This window comes from Corynebacterium spheniscorum (assembly GCF_900113445.1).
Lineage (GTDB): Bacteria > Actinomycetota > Actinomycetes > Mycobacteriales > Mycobacteriaceae > Corynebacterium > Corynebacterium spheniscorum.
Window position 1 is genome coordinate 134,322 of record NZ_FOPJ01000004.1, and the last position, 21,556, is coordinate 155,877.

The following is a 21,556-nucleotide window of genomic DNA, read 5'->3' on the forward strand; positions in this document are numbered from 1 at the left end:
AAAAATATGCAATTAACGGCGGCGTTTCTTTACCGGATTGTGATTCTTTCGGCGCTGCTGTTTCGCCAAGGTTTTCTCCCGCGCGGTGCGTTTCTTCTTTACTTCCCCGCGTGAGGAACTAGCCCGGCGCCCCCTGGCTACTGCCACGAAATCTTGGATCTCTGGGCTGTCCTTTTCCTTCAACCACACCAAGGCAATGGGGGTGGGTTCGCCATCGACAAAGGGCAAGGGGCGAACGAGTTTCTTCGATAAGGTCTTCAATAAGGGCCCGGGGGCTTTGACCACACCCACATTCGCCGCGACGATGCTTAACCCCTCGCGCACTGCGGAAACGTCAATCACCCCATCGCTTCCGGGTTCCCAATGGCAGGGTTCATCCGCAATATCGGCTTGGGTGAGCGGCTGGCCGACTTCGGCATAAACGCTTTCTTTGGGCACTGCTACGCCGGGGGATTCCTCATAGAGGCGAACCAAATGAAAACGTGCGTCTAGCTCAGCGCCTGGGAAGAGTCGCGGGTCTGGGAGCCTTAATAACACGATCTCGGATAAGCCCTGCAGCAATTCTTTTAAGGGGTCTTCGCTTCCCCATGCCTCTAACCCCTGGGGGTGGCGGCTGCGATAGCGCTCCAGCCATTTACCTGGTTCGGTTCCGGTGACAAAGCTAAGGCGCAACATGATCTGCGATTCTAGTCGAGGGTAGTGATAGCGTGGAGCACGTGAATGAAGAATCCGCTGTACGTACCCCGTCCGGGACCGCCATGAAGCCGCAGACGGCGGCAAAGAAACTTGGCATTTATCTCCCGGCAGCCCCGGAGGAGTTCCAAGCATCCGCTGTCACCCACGCTGAGCTGCGCGAACTCTTGAATAATCCGCCGCAGTGGCTCGCTGAGTTGCGTGCCAATGGCCCGCACCCGCGCCCGGTGGTGGCACATAAGCTCGGCATCACCATTGCAGCCCTCAAGCGCAATGATATGGATAAGCCACTAACCACCGCCGAGATTAAGGCCTTGTTGGAGGATCAACCAGAGTGGTTGCGCAAGGCGCGCACGGCCTTGGCGGAAGGCCGCGAAGCTGCGGAGAATCGCGCTAAAGAAGGCAACTAAAAAGAAAGCACCCCAGGTGAGGGGTGCTTTTCTTATGCGCTGTCGGCTTAGGGCCTATGGTTTAGTAGAGCTTCCACTCCTCCAAGCCCTCATACAGCGGATACTGCTCAGCCAGCTTGGTGACGCGGGCGCGCAGGGCATCCACATCAGCGTTCTTGCCGGCCGCCAAGGTGGTGCCAATAATATCGGCGACCTCGGTGAAAGCCGCAGTATCAAAACCGCGGGTGGCCAGCGCCGGGGTGCCAATGCGCAGGCCAGAGGTGACCATCGGCGGGCGCGGATCGAAAGGCACCGCATTGCGATTAACAGTAATGCCCACCGCGTGCAGCAGATCCTCGGCTTCTTGACCATTCATGTCAGAGTGGCGCAGATCAGCCAACACCAGGTGCACATCCGTGCCACCGGTGAGCACATCCACACCGGCGGCCTTACAGTCCTCCGCGGTCAGGCGCTCAGCCAACAGCTTCGCACCTTCAATGACGCGCTCCTGGCGTTCCTTGAATTCCTCGCTGGCGGCAATCTTCAAAGCAACAGCCTTCGCAGCGATCACATGCATCAAGGGACCACCCTGCTGGCCGGGGAAGACCGCGGAGTTCAGTTTCTTGCCCCACTCTTCCTTCGCCAAGAGCAGGCCAGAACGCGGGCCGCCTAAGGTTTTGTGCGCGGTGGAGGACACCACATCAGAGTGCGGCACCGGGGAGGGGTGCAGCCCGGCAGCCACCAGGCCAGCAAAGTGCGCCATATCGGTCCACAGCTTCGCACCCACCTCATCAGCGATCTCGCGGAAAGCCGCGAAATCAAGGTGACGGGGGTAAGCGGACCAGCCGGCAATAATCACATCGGGGCGTTCCGCCAGGGCCTGCTCGCGGACCTTATCCATATCAATGAGCATGGTGTCTTCATCCACACCATAGGCAGCAACCTGGTAGAGCTTGCCGGAGAAGTTGATCTTCATGCCGTGGGTCAGGTGACCACCATGAGCCAAATTCAGGCCCATGATCTTATCGCCAGCATTAATCAGGGCGTGCAGTACTGCAGCATTAGCCTGCGCACCAGAGTGCGGCTGTACATTGGCAAACTCCGCACCAAACAGCGCCTTGGCGCGGTCACGGGCAATATCTTCCACCACGTCAACGTGCTCGCAGCCGCCATAGTAGCGACGCCCGGGGTAACCCTCGGCGTACTTATTGGTCAGCACGGATCCTTGGGCCTGCAGCACCGCGCGCGGCACAAAGTTTTCCGAAGCAATCATTTCGAGGGTGTCACGCTGGCGATGCAACTCGGCGCGCATCGCCTCAGCAACATCCGGATCTACCTCGGCGAGGGGCTGGTTAAATGAGCCGTTCACGGGTCACCTTTCAAGTTTGGGCCTGTCATGCTCCTCACATCCTAGCGCGCTTTGTGAGGGTAGCGAACACACCCGCGGTGTTTCGCCATTAAGGTCATCCGGGGCACAATAAGCACATGGCCCGCCAAGACACCAGCCCTTACCTGGATTTCGATCGCAGTACCTGGCGCGCCCTGCGTAAATCCATGCCGCAGGTGCTCACCGAATCCGAGGTCATCGCCCTGCGCGGCGTGGGTGAAAATATTGACCTCGATGAGGTCACCGATGTGTACCTGCCGCTTAGCCGTCTGATCCACCTCCAGGTCGCCGCCCGCCAGGAGCTCACCGCCGCCACCGAAACCTTCCTCGGTTCACCGCCTGGGCATGTGCCTTTCATCATTGGCATCGCCGGTTCCGTGGCGGTGGGCAAATCCACCACCGCCCGCCTCTTGCAGGTACTCCTGCAGCGCTGGGAGTCACACCCGCGGGTGGATCTAGTGACCACCGATGGTTTCCTCTACCCCGCCGCTGAACTTAATCGCCGCGGCCTGATGCAGCGCAAGGGTTATCCAGAAACCTATGAACAGCGCAAACTCTTACGCTTTGTCACCGAGGTGAAATCCGGCAAGGCCGAAGTCGCCGTCCCGGTGTACTCGCACACCCTGTATGACCGTGTGCCTGATGAGGTGCAGATTGTGCGCCGCCCCGATATTTTGATCGTGGAGGGGCTTAATGTGCTCCAAACTGGGCCAACACTCATGGTCAGTGATCTTTTCGACTTTTCCGTTTATGTCGATGCCCGCATTGAAGATATTGAGCGTTGGTATATCGAGCGCTTCCTCCAATTGCGCGAAACTGCTTTCCGCGCCCCCGGCGCACACTTCTCGCACTATGCGGACTTAGGTGACTCCAGTGCCCGCGCCAAAGCCCGCGAGATCTGGCAATCCATTAACCTGCCGAACCTGGTGGAAAATATTTTGCCCACCCGCGTGCGCGCTTCCCTGGTGTTGCGTAAAGACGCTGACCACACCATTAACCGCGTGCGAATGCGCAAGCTTTAGTTTTGCTTTGCCCGAGACCCGGTGGTGGGAGTTTTCAGGTGCGTTGCGGTGTGCTTCAGGCAACTATGCCGCGCCGGGCTGGTTATGAAGCCACGCGATGATGGGATCTAATTCTGCGAAATCCACCTGCGAGATATCGCGGTTATAGCCAGCAATCATGGCCTGTTCATTGGCATCGGGGTGCGGCTTGGCTTTCAAGGCCTTAATAATGCCCCACATAATCGCTTTGTGTTGGCGCGATAAGGTGCTGTATTTCAGCTCCCCGGGTAGATAAAAGCGCTGCACAAAGGGGGCTTTATTGCCTAACGCATTGCCTAATTGATCGCGTGATTCCGCCGCTTCTTTTAGCGACATTCCCACCACACACCCTGCAACCGGGAAGCGTTGCAGGGTCTGGGCATCAATGGAATTTAAGGCCTCAGCCACCGGGAGTTTCGGGCCATGGACATAAGACATAACAATGGTTGGTCCGCTGACCTGAATATTCTCAATGGGCTGGACGGTGGTATCTAATCGGCGGGCTAATTCGGCAGCATAGCGATCAGTGCTGCCGTAATTACTGGTGGCGAAAATGGCTGGTGTATTCATAACAGGCAAAAGGTGGGGTGTGTCAGAGGGGGTGAGTTTAGCGGCCGAAGCGACGCGAACGGCGGGAATAGTCGCGCAAGGCACGCAAGAAATCAATGCGTCTAAAGGCCGGCCAATAGGTGTCGGTGAACCAGATTTCAGAATAGGCAGCCTGCCACAGCAAGAATCCACTAAGGCGCTGCTCACCAGAGGTACGAATAACAAGATCTGGGTCTGGCTGCCCAGAGGTGTAGAGGTGTTTGGATAGTGATTCCACACTCACCCCATCAGAAAGCTTCTTGGGGTCAGTGCCGTGGGAAAGCTCATCATCAATGAGTTCGCGAACCGCATCCACGATCTCTTGGCGGCCGCCATAACCTACCGCCACATTCACCGTCACCCCAGAGGAATCCTGACGGCTATGGGTGGACTCAGCGGCTTTAGTGAGCTTGGTGGCGATCTCTTCGGGCAATAGATCAAGATGCCCAACCATATTCACGCGGCAGTCATAATCTGGCTGCGCGAGTTCTTCCACCACATCAACAATGATGGAGAAGAGTAAATCCAATTCGCTGGAGTCGCGGGCGAGGTTTTCGGTGGAGAGCAAATAGACGGTCACCAGCTCCACTTCGGTGCTTTCGCACCAGCGCACCATCTCGCCAATTTTCTTCGCGCCAACGCGGTGACCATGACTAACGTCGACGAAACCCGCTTCCCTAGCCCAGCGCCGATTGCCATCGCACATGACGGCAACATGGCGGGGCTGGTTTTTGCCTTCGAGCTCTCGGCGCAAACGCGCTTCATAGAGCGGGTAAAGCAGTCGGGGGAGGATATTCACGTACCCCAGTCTAGTCCCCGGCTAGAGCCAATGTTTACGTCGGCGATCCAACACTCCGGCTTCCGCCATCGCCTTATCTAAGGTCTCTTCATCGAAAAGATCAATGCCATGTTCTTCGGCGAAAATCCGGCGGCGATTCATCCGCGAGAAGCGGCGGTGGAAAGCCCACCCCAGATACAGCACCACCACAGCCAAACCGGCGAGAATCAGCAAACCAATCGGCGAGGCTTTACCGAACTCCGGACCGAGCGGCCCACCTTTTTCTTGCTGGGCCAGGATGAACATCCCGGTCGAGTACACCGCATCGCTTAGGGCGTTCACCGCTCTACTCCTTCTTCCTCAATGCCTGCGAAAAGATCGTCTTCCGGAAGAGTAGTGGCCACTCGGGTTTTAGCTAACTCGAATTCTTCCGTCGGCCAATACTTTGCCTGCACATCACTAGGAGTGCCAAAGAAAGCACCCGCGGGGTCAATCTGGGTGGCATGCGCACGCAAGGATTCCTCCCGCTGCGGGAAGTACTTAGCGCACTCCACCTGCGTGGTTACCCGTGCAAAAATATCTGCTTTATTGCGCTTATAACGCTCCAACATGGAGGTATAGGGGCTGGGTTTGCCTTCCTCAATGAGCAGATCATGGAAGATCTGCATGCGTTGGCGAATAAACCCATGCGTGTAATAAAGCTTCAGCGGGGTCCAGGGCTCCCCTGCTTCCGGGGCGAAGGTGGGATCACCGGCTTTCTCCCACGCGATCATGCTGGCCTCATGCACCTTGAGGTGATCAGGGTGCGGGTAGCCACCATTTTCGTCATAGGTAATGATCACATGCGGCTTGAATTCGCGGATCACCTTAATAACAGAGGTGGCGGCTTCTTCGGGCGGTACCAGCGCAAAGCAGCCCTCGGGAAGCGGTGGCAACGGGTCCCCTTGGGGAAGACCAGAATCCTCATAGCCCAACCAGCGGTGCTCCACCCCTAGGGCAGCAACCGAGCGCGCCATCTCTTCTTTACGAATCGCCGGCAGGTTCTCTAACACGCCGGGTTTTTCCATGGCGGGATTGAGGATGTCTCCACGTTCCCCACCGGTGCAGGTCAGCACCATAACGCGGTGCCCTTCAGCAGCGTAACGCGCCAGGGTGGCGGCGCCCTTGCTGGCTTCATCATCAGGGTGGGCGTGAATGGCCAGAAGCCTCAAAGTTGGTGAACCCATCGTTCCTGGTTCAGTCCTTCCCTACAAGTTTGTGTGCGGCCTAATGTGCCCATCCTAATGCCCGTTCAGCTAAAAGGGTTAGGATGGTGCCCAAAGAGGGCCACTGTGGCTTCAGCCTTTCATAGCTTCAGCAAGGATGACATGACTAAAAATAATCCGCGACGTCCGGCGACGCGCTATGCCGCTGGTGCTTCCCGCGGTGAGCAATCCACCTGGTCTGGAAAACTCCTGGCGATTTTCATGGTGGTGCTACTAGCCGTGGTGATTATTGCTTTCGCAATGTTCCTGCGTTATCGCGATCAGGTGGAAGTTACTGCCACGCACCGCGACCATGAGCGCCTTGATGACCACACCTTGCAGGTCACCTTAGATATTGACCGCAAGCACGTGGATAAGCCCTCCTATTGCATTGTCACTGCGAAGAACTACGACATGGCTGAGGTGGGTCGCCGCGAGCTGATTATTCCACCGGGTGGGGAACGCATGAGCACCTATCAGGTCACCATCCCCACGCGCGATATTGCGGTGGCTGGAGATGTGTATGGGTGCTCTACCCATATGCCCTCTTATATGGATTACTAATCCGCACCTGAACACCGCGGGCTCATAAGCACTTATGTTAGAATCCGCGGTGACGAATAGCCGGTGCTACGCTGCTTGCTTCTCACCCCTTGGCCCTGGGTGCTTGACACACCTAGGGCATTATTGTGTGTTTGCGAGCTGGTATTATCAGCGCCCCATTGACTGAAGAATCATCCCCAAGGGAGAACACCATGGCAGAGGATCAAAAGCAGTACATCACCCCGGAAACCAAGGCGAAGCTGGAAGCTGAACTCCAGGCCTTGATTGACCACCGCCCGGTGGTAGCTGCGGAAATCAATGAGCGTCGTGAAGAAGGCGACCTCAAGGAAAACGCTGGCTATGATGCTGCCCGCGAAATGCAGGATCAAGAAGAAGCCCGCATTAAGCAGATCTCTGAGATCCTGGCGAACTCCACCACCGAACGTTCCGGCATTGTTGAAGGTGTCGCACACGTCGGTTCCGTGGTGCACGTTTATTACAACGGTGACGAGAACCAGAAGGAAACCTTCCTGATCGGTACCCGCGCCGCCGCCTCGGATAATAAGGACCTGGAGACTTATTCGGAGCAGTCTCCGCTGGGTGCCGCCATTATTGGCGCCCAGGAAGGTGATACCCGCGAGTACACCGCCCCGAATGGCAACACCATCACCGTCACCATCGTGTCGGCCGAGCCCTATAACTCGGAGAAGGCTGCCACCCCGCGCGCCAAAAACTAGCGCTACTCCCCCCATTTTGTTTGAAGTAAGGATTCCTGCGTCGCTATGACTGCCCTGCGTAAGACTTTGCTGATCGGTACCACCGGCCTGCTGGCTATTGGTTTAAGCGCCTGCACCCCGCCCGGTGAGGTTGACTCCACCGAGAAGGTTGACACCGCGCAGAGTTTCTCTGCCCCGACTAATGCTGCTGACTCCACGGAAGCAAGCAGCACCTCCACCACGACGTCCACGGCCACGACCACCACCTCTGAGGCCGCTAAGTCGGAACTGCCCGGTTATATCAACTGTGTTGGCAGCCCCTCTACTGAGCCGGATGCCATCGCGCTCTCCTGCCTGAATGATCATGATTCCTTGAAGGACATCAACTGGTCCAAGTGGACCGCCGATGAGGCAGTGGGCGTGGGAACCCGTGAGGTTAACGACTGCTCCCCGAACTGCCAGGATGGCCAGAAGGTCACCACTGAGAACGTGAAGGTTGTGCTTTCTGAGCCGACCGAAAGCTCCCAGGGCCTGGTGTTCACCCAGGTTGAGGTTGATGACGTTCGCATCGAGCTCTAAGAGCAGCTCGAACCCAACTTCATAACAGAAGTTTTTAAGGGCCTGTCCCCCACCGCTCCCGGATTGTTCGGGAGTATGGGAGGCAGGCCCTTCATTTTTGTCTCATGTGGGGGCTGTGGGGCATAGAAATACTCCCCACCAGTTGGAAGTCCAACTCATGGGGAGTACTAGGCGCTTGTGCCCTTGCGGCTTAGCTATTTCGGAAGTAGCTGAGCAGGCGCAGGATTTCGGTGTAGAGCCACACCAGGGTGACAGCCAAGCCCAGTGCCACGCCCCAGGCGTAGTTAGCCGGAGCGCCAGAGCGGATGAGCTTATCAGCCACATCGAAGTCCTGGAGGAAGCTCATGGCAGCCAGGCCGATGCACACCAGGGAGAAGATGATGGCCAGGGTGCCGCCATCACGAAGCGGGTTGCTGCCGGTGAACATGGCCAGCAGCAGGTTGCCGACCATCAGGATTAGAACGCCAACCAGAGCGCCGGTGAGGATGCGGGTGAACTTCGGGGTCACCTTCACAGCACCGGTCTTGTAGACGAAGAGCATGCCCAGGAAGACACCCAGGGTGCCGAGCACGGCTTGGCCGATCATCACACCAGCATCAGCGCCGCTGACCAGAACGTTGGTGAACATCAAGGAGATGCCACCGACGAAGAGACCTTCGAAGGCTGCGTAGGTCAAGGTGATGGCTTTGGAGCCGAACTTGCGCTTGAAGGTGCCCACCAACACGGTGATCAGACCACCGATGGCACCGACGAGGGTCAGCATCATTGCCAGGCTGGGGTTGTAGCTGGCCAGCATGAAGTTGAAGATGGCACCGACAATGATGATGCCTAAGGTGATGCCGGTCTTGGTGACCACATCGTCGACGGTCATCGGTCGGGTGTCGTCAGTCGTCGAGGGCGGGAAGCCCAGGGTCGGCTGTTCGTACTGGTCGAATGCGGGGGAAGCCTGCTGGTAGGAATTCCGCCCACGCGAACCGGCACTCAGAGAATTTAGTACAGGGTTGCTGCTACGCATGTTGGGGGACCCCGTTCCTTTCCTAGCAATAGTGAGTCTTTATTCGAGGTTCATTGGGTACAACGCAACCACCGTTGATTTAGTTCCCTGAACCCTGGGAAAATTTTTTCTTGCCCAAAAGACTTAAGAGCGCTGCGCGGGGAGAATAGGATGAGCGCACAACAGATGGCCTTATGCGGGTGGCTGGTAGTTCGTGTTCTACTCGCGTCGAAGAATAAAGCCGGCGCGGCACACTCCAGTTTTTTGCGAGCCCCAAGCGCGCGTGCCCTGCCCCGGCTCCGGTCTCGGGGAAAGCCAAACCCTGCATATGCAAAACCCCAGGTGACTGTGTGTGGCCACCTGGGGGTTGAAGAATACGCGCCGATTAAATGGACACTTTTTGGACACCATCCCAGGTAGCATTTTCGCTTTAGGGCCCCTACCTGGCATTTTGTGCCCCCACTGGGATTCGAACCCAGACTGGACTGATTTTAAGTCAGCTGCCTCTGCCGGTTGGGCTATGGGGGCCCTGCGATGCTGGGGTTGATGCCCGCACCGCGGTATTACTTTACTGCATCATCGCCGGGGATGTTTCCACCAGCCCTGCAATAATGCCATCGAGAATATCCTTTTCGGAAATCACTATCGAGTTCACGCCTGTTACCTGCGGAATCATTTTTGCGATTCCATCGACAACCATGGTTCCGCCGGAAATAACATCCGCGCGGCCGGGGTGAATCACCTTGTTTTGGGCTAGCTGAGCGCTTGGGAAGCCGCGCAATTGTTTTGTCAGCACCTGCAGGGCGTCCAGACGCAGCTCAGAGCAATGTGTTGCTCGCGGATCGTATTCCTCTAGCCCCTGGGCAAGCGCGGAGAGAGTGGTGAAGGTGCCGGCGCAACCGACGAAGGTGCGGGCCTTATCAATGGGCACCAGGAGCTTTACTCGCTCTAGGCGTTCGGCGACGTAGTCTTCGGCGATCTCGATTTCGTTGGCGGTGGGCGGGTCGGAACGCATAATGCGCTCGGAGATGCGCACGCATCCCATCTGGGCGGAATGCGAACCGTAGATGGCGCCATCGTGCTCGCCGACGATGAACTCGGTGGAGCCACCGCCAAGATCAATAACGCAGAAGGGGCCGCGGTCGGCCGGCAGATCAGCAACGGCGCCGCGGAAGCTTAAGGAGGCTTCCTCTTCCCCACTGATGACTTCGGCGACTGCACCGGGGCGGACTTCGCCGAGGAGCTCGGCGGTCATATTGAAGAAGTCATTGCGGTTGCTGGCATCGCGGGTGGCAGAGGTGGCCACCATGCGCACATCTTTGACTTGCTCGAATTTCATGACCTGCACGTAGCGTGCCAGGGCAGCGCGGGTGCGGTCAATCGCTGCGGGGTCTAATTCCCCGGTTGCGTCGACACCTTTGCCTAAGCGCACGATCTCCATGGTGCGTTGGATTTCGCGTTGGCGCCCCTGTTCGTCTGCGTCGACGATGAGCAAACGAATTGAGTTAGTGCCGCAATCAACGGCCGCCAAGCGGGTCATGAAAGCATCTCCTGCTCTACTTGGGCATTAATCTCTTCGGCTGTGGGGATGCCGAGGTCTGAGGGGGTGGGCCAATCCGCGGGGATGGCGGTGCCCCGCAGGGCGGGGTTCTCGGCAGCCAAAGCGACCGCTTCAGTGCCTAAGCGGACGCGCTTTGGGCCTTCGGCAAGCGCGTAGGCGATGAGTACGTGGAGACACTTGACGCGATCTGGCATGCCGCCGCCGGAAAATGTCGTGCCTAGATCTTCGATCGCGTTGCGGGTGGCGAGGAAATGTTCGTGGGCTTCGCGGTAGTCGCGGGCTAGTGACTCATCGCTTTCTAGGCGCGCCGTCATCCACTTCATCACGTGCGCTACTTCTAGGCGGGAGGCTTCGGCGGTAAGGCGTGGGTCCGTGAGGTAGTAGAGCGTTGGGAAGGGAGTGCCGTCCGGTAAGCGCGGTGCTGTTTTAATAACGCCCGGCGCCCCATCTGGGCAGCGGTAGGAGATTTCTAGCACCCCGCGGGGTTCGCGACCGAGTTGTTCGGCAACGGCGGCGAGATCTTCTGCGGTGGGCGCTTGCGCGTTGGGTGCTTCTGCGTTGGGGCTGTGGTTTTCGGGGACGGCAGTCATGAATGCCATTCTCTCACGATGCGCTGGCCGAAGGAGAAGCACCAGGCGACTAGGGTTGCGGTGCCTCTGCCGGGGCGTCCTGTGGTGCCTCTGCCGGGGCTTCAGCCGGTGCTTCAGCCGGGGCTTCCGCTGGCAGCTCTTCCGGTTTCTCCACCGGCAACTTCATCTCGGGTTTCGAGTCTTTATTTTCGTCTTCCGGAGCCACCGTCACTGAATCCCACAACACCTCGTACCACGCCTGCGGGGTCTCATCGTGCTTAGTGCGTTTTTCGACAGTGCCGGAGCCGGTCATTCCCGGATCAATAATCCTAAAGGCGCGAGTTCCTTCCGGAATCACCCCAAGTCGGCGGCGGGCCTGCTCGTCCACATAGGCATCATCGGAATAGCGCTCAATTTCTTCCTTCAAGGCTTCTACTTTCTTGGCCTTGACCTCATTAGAAGCACTAATCCGGGCGATCTCGGTGCGCTGCTCAAAGTAATTATGCAGCGGCGCATACATCACCCCCAGGGTCAAAATGGCGACAAACAGCATGACCAGCACCTCACCTAGGGAAAGGCGAGGCAGGGCCGGCATCCGGAAGGTGCGAGGTTTCTTCGCGCCGGTGATCTCCCGGCTGGTTACCGGTACCTGCTTCTTACTCTCTGTAGCCATAGGCTTTTAAGCATAGCGCCACATCAGCCACATGAGTACACCCCACGCACATGCTTCCCAAAATGATTACTCAGATTAGGGAAGCGCGCGTGGGGTGTAGCGAACTTAAGGAGCTAAGACAGCACCTTCAGCTTCGCAGCCTTAGGCCTTGAAACGCGGGAAAGCGCTGCGACCAGCATAGGTGGCGGCGTCGCCCAGTTCCTGCTCAATGCGAATCAGCTGGTTGTACTTAGCAACACGCTCGGAACGAGCCGGTGCACCGGTCTTGATCTGGCCACTACCAACGGCAACCGCAAGGTCAGCGATGGTGGTGTCCTCGGTTTCACCGGAACGGTGCGAGATCATGGTGGTGTAGCCAGCGCGGTGAGCCATCTCAACAGCGTCGAGGGTCTCAGACAGGCTACCGATCTGGTTAACCTTCACCAGCAGCGAGTTGCAGGCGCCGGTGTCGATACCCTTTTGGAGACGCTCTGGGTTGGTGACAAAGAAGTCGTCGCCCACGATCTGAACCTTGTCGCCCAGGGCGGCAGTCAGCGAGGCATAGCCTTCCCAGTCATCTTCAAAGAGCGGGTCTTCAATGGAGACGATCGGATATTCTTCGACCAATTCGCCATAGACCTTGGCCATGTCTTCAGCGGAGTGTTCGCCGCCTTCAAACTTGTAGACGCCATCCTCGTAGAACTCAGAAGAAGCAGCATCCAGAGCCAGGGCAATATCCTTGCCCGGTTCGTAGCCGGCCTTCTTGATGGCTTCCATGATCAGGTCCAGTGCAGCCCTGGTGGATTCCACGGAGGGGGCGAAGCCACCTTCGTCACCCAGGCCGATGGACAGGCCCTTAGCCTGAATCACGGACTTAAGGTTGTGATACACCTCGGCACCCATCTGCAGGGCCTGAGCGAAGCTCTCGGCACCGATCGGCGCGATCATGAATTCCTGGATATCCACGCCGGAGTCAGCGTGAGCGCCACCGTTGATGATGTTCATGCAGGGAACCGGCAGGGTGTGGGCGTTCGGGCCGCCAATGTAGCGGTACAGCGGCAGGTCTGCGGATTCTGCAGCGGCCTTCGCCACCGCCAGGGACACACCCAGGATGGCATTAGCACCCAAGCGGGACTTGTTGTCGGTGCCGTCCAGCTTGATCAGGGTTTCGTCGATGAGGCGTTGATCATCAGCTTCGAAGCCGGCGATCTCATCAGCGATTTCCTCGTTGACATTTTCGACGGCCTTCAGGACACCCTTGCCCTGGTAGCGGTCGCCGCCATCACGAAGTTCGTGGGCTTCGTGAATACCGGTGGAAGCACCGGAGGGAACGCCGGCCACGCCGTGCGCACCGTCATCCAGCACGACGCCGGCCTCGAGGGTGGGGTTGCCACGGGAATCCAGAATCTCGCGGGCGTATACGTGAATGATGTCTGCCACTAGTGGCCTCCTATTTAACGATGAATCTTCGAACTATGTGAGTTCTTGCCCGATTCTTTCCGAATCGTGCCTGAGTCCGATTCTTCCAGAAAAACTTGCGCTCTGCCGGACCAGGGGGACTTTGGGGCCCGAATCACAGCAAAAGTACTAGTAAACGGTCCGCCGCTCGGCATAAGCGTTAGCTGCCTCACGCACTTTGAGCATGTATTCCGTCGATTGGTTATAGGCATGGATAGCGGAACGCCACTCTTCCGGGTCCGTTAGATTCCGTCCCGCGCATAAAAGATGCGCCGCCGATAATGCCGCATCATCAATCTGCTGCGGATCCGCCTTCCCATCCCCATTGGCATCGCGCCCAAAACGCGCCCAGGTGGTGGGAATAAACTGCATGGGCCCCACTGCCCGATCAAACTCCGTGTCCCCATCTAATTCACCATTATCAGTGTCCCGGATTTCCATAAACCCATTGCTGCCATCTAATGCCGGGCCCACAATCGGCGGCTCCACATAACCCTCGGCATTAATCTTCGAGGGCGAAAACACCTTCCCGGAGTAACTGCCATGTTGGGTTTCCACCCACCCAATACCCGCCAGGGTCGTCCAACTTAGGTGACATTCCGGCCACGCCTGCGCGGCAATTAACTCAGCATTGCCATAGGCCTGCAACGCAGCCACCGGAATCCCAGTGTCTTTAGCAATCGGTTCGGCCCAAAAACCCAGTTTCAAGGAGGTTCTTCCCGGCGCGTGCACATCAATCATCGGGACTTCTTCGCCGCGTAGCGGTGGCACATTCTCCGGCAGCGGATCTGATCCGGAGTATTTATTCGCCGGCCCGAAACTAAAGAGCCCCACCCCGACCATAATGATGGCCATCACCATGGCCAGCACTGAACCGCAGCCGCAGCCCAGCGCCCGGCGAACTCCTTCATTCATGCCGACTAACCCTATCTGCCCTTGGTGTGTGGGGCCTCTTTAGAACCTGTGGTTCTCCTGTGTGCAAGCGAAAACCGCAGTTTAGGAGCGTTTTCCTTCCTGCCATAAACGTTCCTGCTCCGCCACCGGCACCATCTGCGTGCGCGAGGCATCAAAAAGATAAGGCGCCCGCACCCGCATTTTCTCCACAAAGGCCGTCGCCACATCAGCTAGTTCAAAATCTTCGGCGATCTCGGCATGGAAGAGCACCTGCAAGAAAATATCGGAAAGCTCATCTCGCAGATGCTCCGAATCGGCGTTTTTCTTCACGGCCTCGCTAAATTCCGCGGTTTCTTCGACCAAATAGGGCAATAAACTTTCGTGGGTTTGCTGCGCCTCCCACTGCCCAATCTGCCGCGCCCGCGCCATTACTTGCTGCGCCTGCGCAATCGGATCCTGTCGCGTGGGCACCTCCACCACCGTGGCTCCCGCAGCGATCGCCGCCTGCACCTCCGGGTCGCACTCATCGGTGCTCACCAGGGTGCCCGCGGCACTATCGCGGCTAACCAGATCACTTAAATTCCAGCGCACCTTAATCGGCACTTCATCGGTATAGTGCAGCGGATTCGACACCGCCCCAGCCAATTCCATCGGAATCATCGTCGGCCATCGGGCATCGAGCAGCAGCACAGTCATGGCGAATATCTTACCCACGCGTTTTCTTCGAGGCTTTCCCGAGACCGGCGGGTGCGCCCCTGCGCTTGCTTCGGGAGGATTCCCCGACGCTCACCACACGAGTTTCCTTGCTACGCGAATCCTCCTTTTTATTCTCCCCGCTGACACTGACCGCCGGCAGATCAAAGAGGGTGCATAAGGCATCGGCAATCCACTGCACTAAATCAATATCGCGTAGCTGCGGGTCCGTGAGCTTCGGGCCTTCCTTCGGGAAAGGCAATTGCATAGTTTGGGCAGCAGCACGATATTGGGAACCTGGGAAGAGTCGACCCAAACGCACCTGCTTGGAGTCCGGCAATTCCACCGGGTGCAGCTTAATGCGATTACCCTTCACCCCAATATCAGCAATACCTTGGGTACGGGCCAATTGCCGCAGCCGGGCGATTGCCACCAGGCGGCGAACTTCTTGGGGTTCTTCCCCATATCGGTCGCGCAGTTCCTCTAAGACGTGCACCAAGTCACCTTCATCAGTGGCTGCCGCGATCTTGCGATAGCTTTCCAGGCGCAGTCGCTCAGAGTTGATATAGCTTTCTGGAATATGCGCATCCACAGGTAGATCAATATGGATTTCCTTCGGGCCTTTATCGGTGGCATCCAAAGGTTCCCCAGAAGCAAGCGCACGGAAGGCTTCCACGGCTTCCCCTACTAGCCGCACATAAAGGTCAAACCCAACCCCAGCAATATGCCCGGATTGTTCTGCGCCCAGCACATTGCCGGCACCGCGCATCTCTAGGTCCTTCATAGCTACCGCCATGCCGGCACCTAAATCATTATTTTGCGCAATGGTGGCCAAACGGTCATAGCTGGTTTCTGTCAGCGTCGCGCCCTTGGGATAGAGGAAGTAGGCATAGCCGCGTTCCCGGGAACGCCCCACGCGCCCACGCAGCTGATGCAGCTGCGAAAGCCCCATGTGGTGGGCGTTTTCCACAATCAAGGTATTGGCATTGGCAATATCCAACCCCGTCTCCACGATCGTGGTGCACACCAACACGTCATATTCGCGATCCCAAAAGCCCTGCACGGTTTTTTCCAACAGGTCTTCACTCATCTGTCCATGCGCCACCACCACATGCGCTTCTGGAACCAGCTCCCGAATCTCCCGGGCCTTCTTCTCAATATCAGAGACCTTGTTATGAATGAAGAAGACCTGGCCATCGCGCAGCAGCTCGCGGCGAATAGCGGCGGCTACCTGCTTATCTTCCTGCGGGCCCACATAGGTCAACACCGGGTGGCGGTCCTCCGGTGGGGTGAGGATCTGCGTCATTTCCCGAATCCCCGCCATGGACATTTCCAAGGTGCGCGGAATCGGGGTGGCAGACATAGTCAGCACATCAACGTGGCTGCGCAGAGCCTTGATGTGTTCCTTATGTTCCACACCAAAGCGCTGCTCTTCATCCACAATCACTAGTCCCAGGTTCTTCCACTGCACCCCGGTCTGTAAGAGGCGGTGAGTGCCCACCACAATATCGACGGTGCCATCAGCTAACCCAGCGAGAGTCTCTTTCGCTTCTTTAGCGGAGGAAAAACGCGAAAGCCCACGGATTTTCACTGGGAACCCAGCCATGCGTTCTTCGAAGGTGGCCAAGTGCTGTTGCGCCAATAATGTGGTGGGCACCAAAACGGCTACTTGTTTGCCATCTTGGACGGCTTTGAAGGCGGCGCGAACGGCAACCTCGGTTTTGCCATATCCCACATCACCAACAATCACACGGTCCATGGGCACGGGCTTTTCCATGTCCTCTTTTACCGCTTCGATGGCCAGCAATTGGTCTTCGGTTTCTACGAAGGGGAAGTTGTCTTCCATTTCGCGCTGCCATGGTGAATCTGTTGCAAAAGCATGCCCCGGTGCGGCCTGGCGTTTGGCATAAAGCTGCACCAATTCGGCTGCGATTTCACGGACCGCGGCGCGTGCCCGCTTCTTGGTTTTCTTCCAATCCGAACCACCCATCTTCGACAAGGTGGGAGATTCTCCGCCGGTATATCGGCTGAGCAGATCCAAAGATTCCATCGGCACCCACAGCTGGTCTGCGGGTTGGCCGCGTTTGCTGGGGGCGTATTCCAGCACAATATATTCCCGCCGTGAGGTGGAACCCCCACTATGCATGGTGCGTTCTGCCATCTTGAGGAAACGCCCAATGCCGTGGGTTTCATGCACCACATAATCCCCGGTCTTCAAGGCCAAGGGATCTACCCGGTTGCGGCGCTTCGCGGGGCGACGTTTCGCCCCAGCAATATCACCGACGCGGTTACCGGTTAAATCAGTTTCGGTAATCACCACTAAAGGTGCTGCACCCTTGGCGTGGAAAATCAGGCCAGCGTGGCTAAGCGCATGATAAAGGGTTACTTCCCCACTGCTTGGCTGCCACCCAGGGCGAGCAACCTTGGTGGGAATGCCTTGTTCTAAGAAGCGCTCCTTCATGCGCTTAATAGCACCTTGACTAGGCGCAATGAAAGCTGCGCGCCCACCTATGCGCATATGTTCGCGCAAGAGGGCCATCATCTCTTCAATGGCTTTAAGCTCACCGCGAGGCTGTGGGGCGGGTTCAAAATCCAGGGGCAGAATCTGGTCTTCGGAGGCCTCAAACATTCCAGGTGGGGCGAAAGTCCACCACGGGCAGCGGTTTGTTTCGGCGCTTTTTTGCAGGGACTCATAGCTGCGGAAAGAACTCGCCTCAAGGTCCAAACCTTCCGCCGCGATCGGGCCATGCGCACCCATTGCGGCTGCTTCCCAACCAGCAGCTAAGAACTCTTCATCCGTATCCGCTAGGTCCTGGATGCGGGTGCGCACTTTTTCTGGGGAGCTGATCAACACATGGGTGCCTGGGCTCATCAGCTCCGGCAGGCTCACCATGGGGGTGTCCACTAAGGCGGGGATGAGTGCTTCCATGCCATCAGAAGGCGTGCCCTCTGAAAGCCTAGTTAAAAGTTCAGAAAGCACCGCATTCCCCGTATGGGTGCGCGCTAATTCCGCAGCGCGCGCTTGGATGTCTTCGCTCAGTAGCAGTTCGCGGGCTGGATAAACTTCTAGGCTTTCTACCGTGAGTTCGGGGATGGTGCGCTGATCAGCCACAGAGAAGTGCCGCATTTCAGAGACCTCATCGCCCCATAATTCCACGCGAACCGGGTGGTCATAGTTCGCCGGGAAGATATCGATAATCCCACCGCGAACCGCGAATTCGCCGCGCTTGGCCACCAAATCCACATGTTGGTAGGCATAGTGCACCAGGCGATTGACCAAGTTTTCTGCGTCTTCGCCTTCTTTAAGGCTGATGGGTTCTCGGCCAGGGTTTTCCGCCAAGAGCGGTTGGCATAAACCGCGGGCGGCGGTCACCACAACCCGGAAGTCACCTAGGTGGTGCAGCACTTCGGCGCGTTTGGCAATAATGTCCACCCCGGGGCTCATGCGCTCATGCGGAAGGGTTTCCCAGGAGGGGAACCAGGCGACCTTTGGCCCCATCATGGCTTTGAGTTCAGCTACTAAGTCTTCGGCTTCACGGCCGGTTGCGGTTACCACCAATACGGGGGTTTTCTCCGCTAATGCCGCAATCGCCCAGGGGCGGGTTTGGTCCAACCCCTGGATGTGCAGCTCTGCTTCCCCCACATGGGTCAGCAGACCAGTGATTTTCGGGTCCTCTGCCGCTACGCGCATCAACCCCGCAAGCATTGCCGGGGCCGTCTTAGTGCTTCCAGCCATGCCCAACACCGTACCGCGCGTCTATCGCCGCAACGCGATTAGCTCCCCCTAGCTCATCGCTGCCGCAGTGGGTGCAATCTAGCTTGAGGTGGGGGTTTCTTCCTCCTGGTGATACTCCTTATGTTCGGCAATCTCATCGAGCACAGTTTGAGACAACATAGGGTCGGTTTCCATTCCCGATAGCCCATTCCAGCAGAGGTTGATGATGTGGGCGGCCACCACCTCTTTATCGGGGCTTCGTTCATCAAGCCACCACTGTGCGGTCATCGACACCATACCGACTAGGGCCTGGCCATAAAGCACCGCCATATCTGGATTCAAGCCGTTGCGCTTAAATGCTCGGGCGAGGATGTGCGCTACTTGGCCGACCGCCGCATTCAACAAGGTTGAGTAGCTGCGTTCTTGGCCTGGGGTCATATCGCGCACCAGGATTTGGAAACCATCGGTTTCTTCTTCCACGTAGGTCAGTAGCGCAATCACGGCTCTTTCGATGCGTTCCCGGGATCGACCATGTTGTAGCGCATCCGTAATAATGCGCTCTAGGTGGAGCATTTCGCGGTCAACAACTACCGCATAAAGCCCCTCTTTACCGCCGAAGTGCTCATAGACCAGCGGCTTGGAAACACCTGCGCGAGCAGCGATGTCCTCCACCGAGGTGCCATCGAAGCCGCATTCCGCAAAGGCGGTGCGCCCAATGGCAATCAGTTGTTCTCGTCGCTGTCGGCCAGTCATTCTTTGTCGAACCATAAACCCCACCCTAGCCTGCGACTTGTGTTTTCACTGGGGTCTTCAGGTATCCTAGTTCGCGCACCTGAAAAATAACCTCAGGCGCGATTCCCCATGGTGTAATTGGCAACACTACGGTTTTTGGTACCGTCATTCTAGGTTCGAGTCCTGGTGGGGAAGCTTCCTACACCTCTTCAGATAGCGCGTATGAGCCGCTGCGAAGAGGTGTTGTTCTTTGTTTGCCCAGGGCGCTTTTCGGATTTTCCTGGGCTACTCGCGTTAGCGAACCAAGGAGGCGCGGCACACCCCTGCTGCCTGCCTACCGTCACCGTGGTGTGCGGGACCCGCAGCCCAGGGTCTCGGGGAAAGCAAAAATTACAACTGATCTCAAGCGGCTCCTGCACTTGGCAAAATGGGATATCTCAACGTTTGAAGGAGAGCTGTTGATGATGATCCCCGAAAGTAAGTGGCGCAGAAGTGACGAAGATAAGCTCATAGCCGGGGTCTGCGCTGCAGTAGCCGAGGGCTACGGGATCTCAGTCAACACCGTCAGATGGCTATACACGCTAGCTGCGTGCTTCGCGATGCCCACGGTGGTGTTTATCTACTTATTTCAGTGGTTCGTCTACCCAAAGGCAGATCCCACCGACACCGAGTAGCACCAGGCGCACCCCCAGGGTGAGACTTAGGATTTTGGGGTATTTCCTGAGGGGACCCATTCTTTAAGTTCCTTTAGGGTGGGGCGTAGGATCGGATTTGTTGCTGACAAGGAGCCCTCGTGACCCCCTGCCCGCACCTATAGTGCTGCCTGTGTTTACGATCCTGATTAGAAAAATCACGCAGGCGCAGATGACTTTTAGGAACAATCTCTCGCTGCCTAAATTAAGGAAAGGTGTCGCGCTAAGAAATGGCAGATTTCGAATCCATGTCGCCCAAAGAATTAGAGAAGTATAATGCTTCTCGCTTCGTTTGGTCGAACGGACTTCAAGGAATCGGCGATCAAATCGTCTCCGCCAAAACCGTCCTCCCCTGGCTCTTCCAAAGCGCCGGGGTTCCTGGGTTCTTCACCGCGCTTTTAGTCCCTATCCGCGAATCCGGCTCCATGTTGCCTCAAGCAGCGTTATCGGATTGGGTTACCTCGCGGCCATCCCGGAAAAATATGTGGATCCTTGGCTCTACTATTCAGGGTGTCGCCGCGCTGATGATTGGGCTTTCCGCTTTCTTCCTTAAAGGAATTGCGCTGGGCATTACGGTAGTGGTGTTCCTGTCTATCCTGGCGCTCGCCCGCGCCCTGTGCTCCATTACCTCTAAGGATGTTCAAGGCGAAACCATCTCCAAGGGGCGCCGCGGTTGGGTATCAGGCCGCGCCGCTGCTTTCGGTGGTGGCGTTACCCTCGTGGTTGGTTTAGGGATTGCGCTTTTGCACCAAGACCTTCCCAGTTGGGGGCTTGCTTTATTGATGATTGCCGGTGCCTGCGCCTGGCTGATCGCCTCCATTATTTTCCGCACCATTAAAACTCCCGAGCACCCGGGAGAACACAAAGACATTAATCGCGGGTGGCTGCGCAGCTGCGTGGACTTACTCAAAGAAGATAAAGACTTCCGCAAATTCGTGGTGGTACGTTCCCTGCTACTGGTCACCTCACTTTCCACCGCTTTTATCGTCTCCTTGGCCCACAGTCTGGGACATTCCGCCGGCAGTTTAGGTTTCTTTATTACCGCTTCTGGTTTAGCCGGGCTCCTTGGTGGACGTATTAGTGGCATCTGGTCGGATGCTTCTTCTAAGCGCGTAATGAGCTGGTGTTCCTTCGCCACCTCACTGGTTTTGGTCGGTGTTGTTGCTGCCGCGCATTTCCTGCCCATGTCGGCTAATGCCATTGTGTTGCCGCTTGGTTTCTTCCTGATCAACCTCTTCCACACCGGGGTGCGGGTGGCGCGTAAAACCTACATTGTGGATATGGCCGAAGGCGATCAACGCACCCGCTATGTTGGTGCGGCGAACTCGCTGATGGGCCTGATCTTGTTGGCTACCGGCGCGATCTCCGGTGTGATCGCTGAACTCGGGCCCTCGGCGGCACTGATCTTCCTGGCCACCATGGGCTTTATTGGTTGCGCTATGGCCACCCAGTTGAAGGAAGTTTCCGTCGGGCGCCAAAAATAAGGCAGCTGCACCAGGTGTGCTGCTACGCCCTGTGCGGGGGCAACACCACCATATGTAGTGAGCAAAAAGACGCAGACTTAGGCACCCACCATGGGCTGGGCGACTATGCTGAACAAACGTTAATAATCACAACACCGCATACCCGCTGACCGATC

Annotated in this window: 22 protein-coding genes and 1 tRNA gene; 7 read left to right on the forward strand and 16 right to left on the reverse strand. The window is 57.2% G+C overall.

Features of this window, described 5'->3' with window-relative positions; translation table 11 throughout:
- Positions 1 to 12 precede the first annotated feature (12 nt).
- The gene (locus tag BMZ01_RS04675) at positions 13 to 675 is read right to left on the reverse strand and encodes a type 2 periplasmic-binding domain-containing protein (RefSeq protein ID WP_092284947.1); all 663 of its coding nucleotides are present in this window, start codon (positions 673 to 675) and stop codon (positions 13 to 15) included.
- 83 nt (positions 676 to 758) lie between these two features.
- Between BMZ01_RS04675 and BMZ01_RS04680 the strand changes: the two genes are divergently transcribed.
- Positions 759 to 1,103: a DUF5997 family protein gene (locus BMZ01_RS04680; RefSeq protein ID WP_092285071.1), complete on the forward strand. Its 345-nt coding sequence runs from the start codon at positions 759 to 761 to the stop codon at positions 1,101 to 1,103.
- Positions 1,104 to 1,164: 61 nt separating this feature from the next.
- Here the strand turns inward: BMZ01_RS04680 and glyA are convergent, their stop codons facing one another.
- Entirely contained in the window at positions 1,165 to 2,451 is a 1,287-nt protein-coding gene (gene glyA, locus BMZ01_RS04685; RefSeq protein WP_092284949.1) for a serine hydroxymethyltransferase, read from the reverse strand.
- Positions 2,452 to 2,567: 116 nt separating this feature from the next.
- On the opposite strand from glyA, the gene coaA reads away from it, so the two are divergent.
- Positions 2,568 to 3,491, forward strand: a complete 924-nt coding sequence (gene coaA, locus BMZ01_RS04690) for a type I pantothenate kinase (RefSeq protein WP_092284951.1) — start codon at positions 2,568 to 2,570, stop codon at positions 3,489 to 3,491.
- Positions 3,492 to 3,554: 63 nt separating this feature from the next.
- Here the strand turns inward: coaA and BMZ01_RS04695 are convergent, their stop codons facing one another.
- The 4 genes from BMZ01_RS04695 to mca are packed head-to-tail and all read right to left on the reverse strand — an operon-like array spanning position 3,555 to position 6,101.
- Entirely contained in the window at positions 3,555 to 4,079 is a 525-nt protein-coding gene (locus tag BMZ01_RS04695) for a flavodoxin domain-containing protein (RefSeq protein WP_092284953.1), read from the reverse strand.
- 37 nt (positions 4,080 to 4,116) lie between these two features.
- Complete coding sequence (locus BMZ01_RS04700; protein ID WP_092284955.1) at positions 4,117 to 4,896, reverse strand: isoprenyl transferase; 780 nt, start codon at positions 4,894 to 4,896, stop codon at positions 4,117 to 4,119.
- A gap of 21 nt (positions 4,897 to 4,917) precedes the next feature.
- The gene (locus BMZ01_RS04705; protein WP_092285073.1) at positions 4,918 to 5,181 is read right to left on the reverse strand and encodes a hypothetical protein; all 264 of its coding nucleotides are present in this window, start codon (positions 5,179 to 5,181) and stop codon (positions 4,918 to 4,920) included.
- 32 nt (positions 5,182 to 5,213) lie between these two features.
- A complete protein-coding gene (gene mca, locus BMZ01_RS04710) occupies positions 5,214 to 6,101 on the reverse strand; it encodes a mycothiol conjugate amidase Mca (RefSeq protein WP_092284957.1) in 888 nt (295 codons plus the stop codon).
- Positions 6,102 to 6,242: 141 nt separating this feature from the next.
- On the opposite strand from mca, the gene BMZ01_RS04715 reads away from it, so the two are divergent.
- The 3 genes from BMZ01_RS04715 (at position 6,243) to BMZ01_RS04725 (ending at position 7,957) form a co-directional block, all read left to right on the forward strand.
- On the forward strand, positions 6,243 to 6,683 hold the full coding sequence (locus tag BMZ01_RS04715) for a DUF4307 domain-containing protein (RefSeq protein WP_177180063.1): 441 nt from the start codon (positions 6,243 to 6,245) through the stop codon (positions 6,681 to 6,683).
- Positions 6,684 to 6,874: 191 nt separating this feature from the next.
- Positions 6,875 to 7,399 carry a transcription elongation factor GreA gene (gene greA, locus BMZ01_RS04720; protein ID WP_092284961.1) on the forward strand — a complete coding sequence of 175 codons (525 nt, stop codon included), beginning with the start codon at positions 6,875 to 6,877 and terminating at the stop codon, positions 7,397 to 7,399.
- 45 nt (positions 7,400 to 7,444) lie between these two features.
- On the forward strand, positions 7,445 to 7,957 hold the full coding sequence (locus BMZ01_RS04725) for a hypothetical protein (RefSeq protein ID WP_092284963.1): 513 nt from the start codon (positions 7,445 to 7,447) through the stop codon (positions 7,955 to 7,957).
- Between the two features lie 190 nt (positions 7,958 to 8,147).
- On the opposite strand, the gene BMZ01_RS04730 is transcribed toward BMZ01_RS04725, so the two are convergent.
- The 10 genes from BMZ01_RS04730 to BMZ01_RS04775 all read right to left on the reverse strand — a co-directional run bounded on the left by BMZ01_RS04730 (position 8,148) and on the right by BMZ01_RS04775 (position 19,261).
- Positions 8,148 to 8,972, reverse strand: coding sequence for a Bax inhibitor-1/YccA family protein (locus tag BMZ01_RS04730; protein ID WP_092284965.1), 825 nt, complete (start codon positions 8,970 to 8,972; stop codon positions 8,148 to 8,150).
- A 433-nt stretch (positions 8,973 to 9,405) separates the two neighbouring features.
- Positions 9,406 to 9,479, reverse strand: a tRNA-Leu gene (locus BMZ01_RS04735).
- Between the two features lie 40 nt (positions 9,480 to 9,519).
- Positions 9,520 to 10,491 carry a Ppx/GppA phosphatase family protein gene (locus tag BMZ01_RS04740; RefSeq protein WP_092284967.1) on the reverse strand — a complete coding sequence of 324 codons (972 nt, stop codon included), beginning with the start codon at positions 10,489 to 10,491 and terminating at the stop codon, positions 9,520 to 9,522.
- On the reverse strand, positions 10,488 to 11,102 hold the full coding sequence (locus BMZ01_RS04745) for a DUF501 domain-containing protein (RefSeq protein WP_092284969.1): 615 nt from the start codon (positions 11,100 to 11,102) through the stop codon (positions 10,488 to 10,490). The genes BMZ01_RS04740 and BMZ01_RS04745 overlap by 4 nt, the downstream gene beginning before the upstream one ends.
- 49 nt (positions 11,103 to 11,151) lie before the next feature.
- On the reverse strand, positions 11,152 to 11,754 hold the full coding sequence (locus BMZ01_RS04750; protein ID WP_092284971.1) for an FtsB family cell division protein: 603 nt from the start codon (positions 11,752 to 11,754) through the stop codon (positions 11,152 to 11,154).
- Positions 11,755 to 11,895: 141 nt separating this feature from the next.
- Entirely contained in the window at positions 11,896 to 13,173 is a 1,278-nt protein-coding gene (gene eno / locus BMZ01_RS04755) for a phosphopyruvate hydratase (RefSeq protein WP_092284973.1), read from the reverse strand.
- Between the two features lie 147 nt (positions 13,174 to 13,320).
- Complete coding sequence (locus BMZ01_RS04760) at positions 13,321 to 14,106, reverse strand: lytic transglycosylase domain-containing protein (RefSeq protein WP_092284975.1); 786 nt, start codon at positions 14,104 to 14,106, stop codon at positions 13,321 to 13,323.
- Between the two features lie 81 nt (positions 14,107 to 14,187).
- On the reverse strand, positions 14,188 to 14,799 hold the full coding sequence (locus tag BMZ01_RS04765; protein WP_317845919.1) for a MazG nucleotide pyrophosphohydrolase domain-containing protein: 612 nt from the start codon (positions 14,797 to 14,799) through the stop codon (positions 14,188 to 14,190).
- The gene (gene mfd, locus BMZ01_RS04770; protein ID WP_223845917.1) at positions 14,792 to 18,514 is read right to left on the reverse strand and encodes a transcription-repair coupling factor; all 3,723 of its coding nucleotides are present in this window, start codon (positions 18,512 to 18,514) and stop codon (positions 14,792 to 14,794) included. Before mfd ends, BMZ01_RS04765 begins: the two co-directional genes overlap by 8 nt.
- Positions 18,515 to 18,592: 78 nt before the next feature.
- On the reverse strand, positions 18,593 to 19,261 hold the full coding sequence (locus BMZ01_RS04775; protein WP_092284979.1) for a TetR/AcrR family transcriptional regulator: 669 nt from the start codon (positions 19,259 to 19,261) through the stop codon (positions 18,593 to 18,595).
- A 428-nt stretch (positions 19,262 to 19,689) separates the two neighbouring features.
- Between BMZ01_RS04775 and BMZ01_RS04785 the strand changes: the two genes are divergently transcribed.
- Complete coding sequence (locus tag BMZ01_RS04785) at positions 19,690 to 19,899, forward strand: PspC domain-containing protein (protein WP_092285077.1); 210 nt, start codon at positions 19,690 to 19,692, stop codon at positions 19,897 to 19,899.
- 248 nt (positions 19,900 to 20,147) lie between these two features.
- On the forward strand, positions 20,148 to 21,401 hold the full coding sequence (locus BMZ01_RS04790) for an MFS transporter (protein ID WP_223845919.1): 1,254 nt from the start codon (positions 20,148 to 20,150) through the stop codon (positions 21,399 to 21,401).
- Positions 21,402 to 21,556 lie beyond the last annotated feature (155 nt).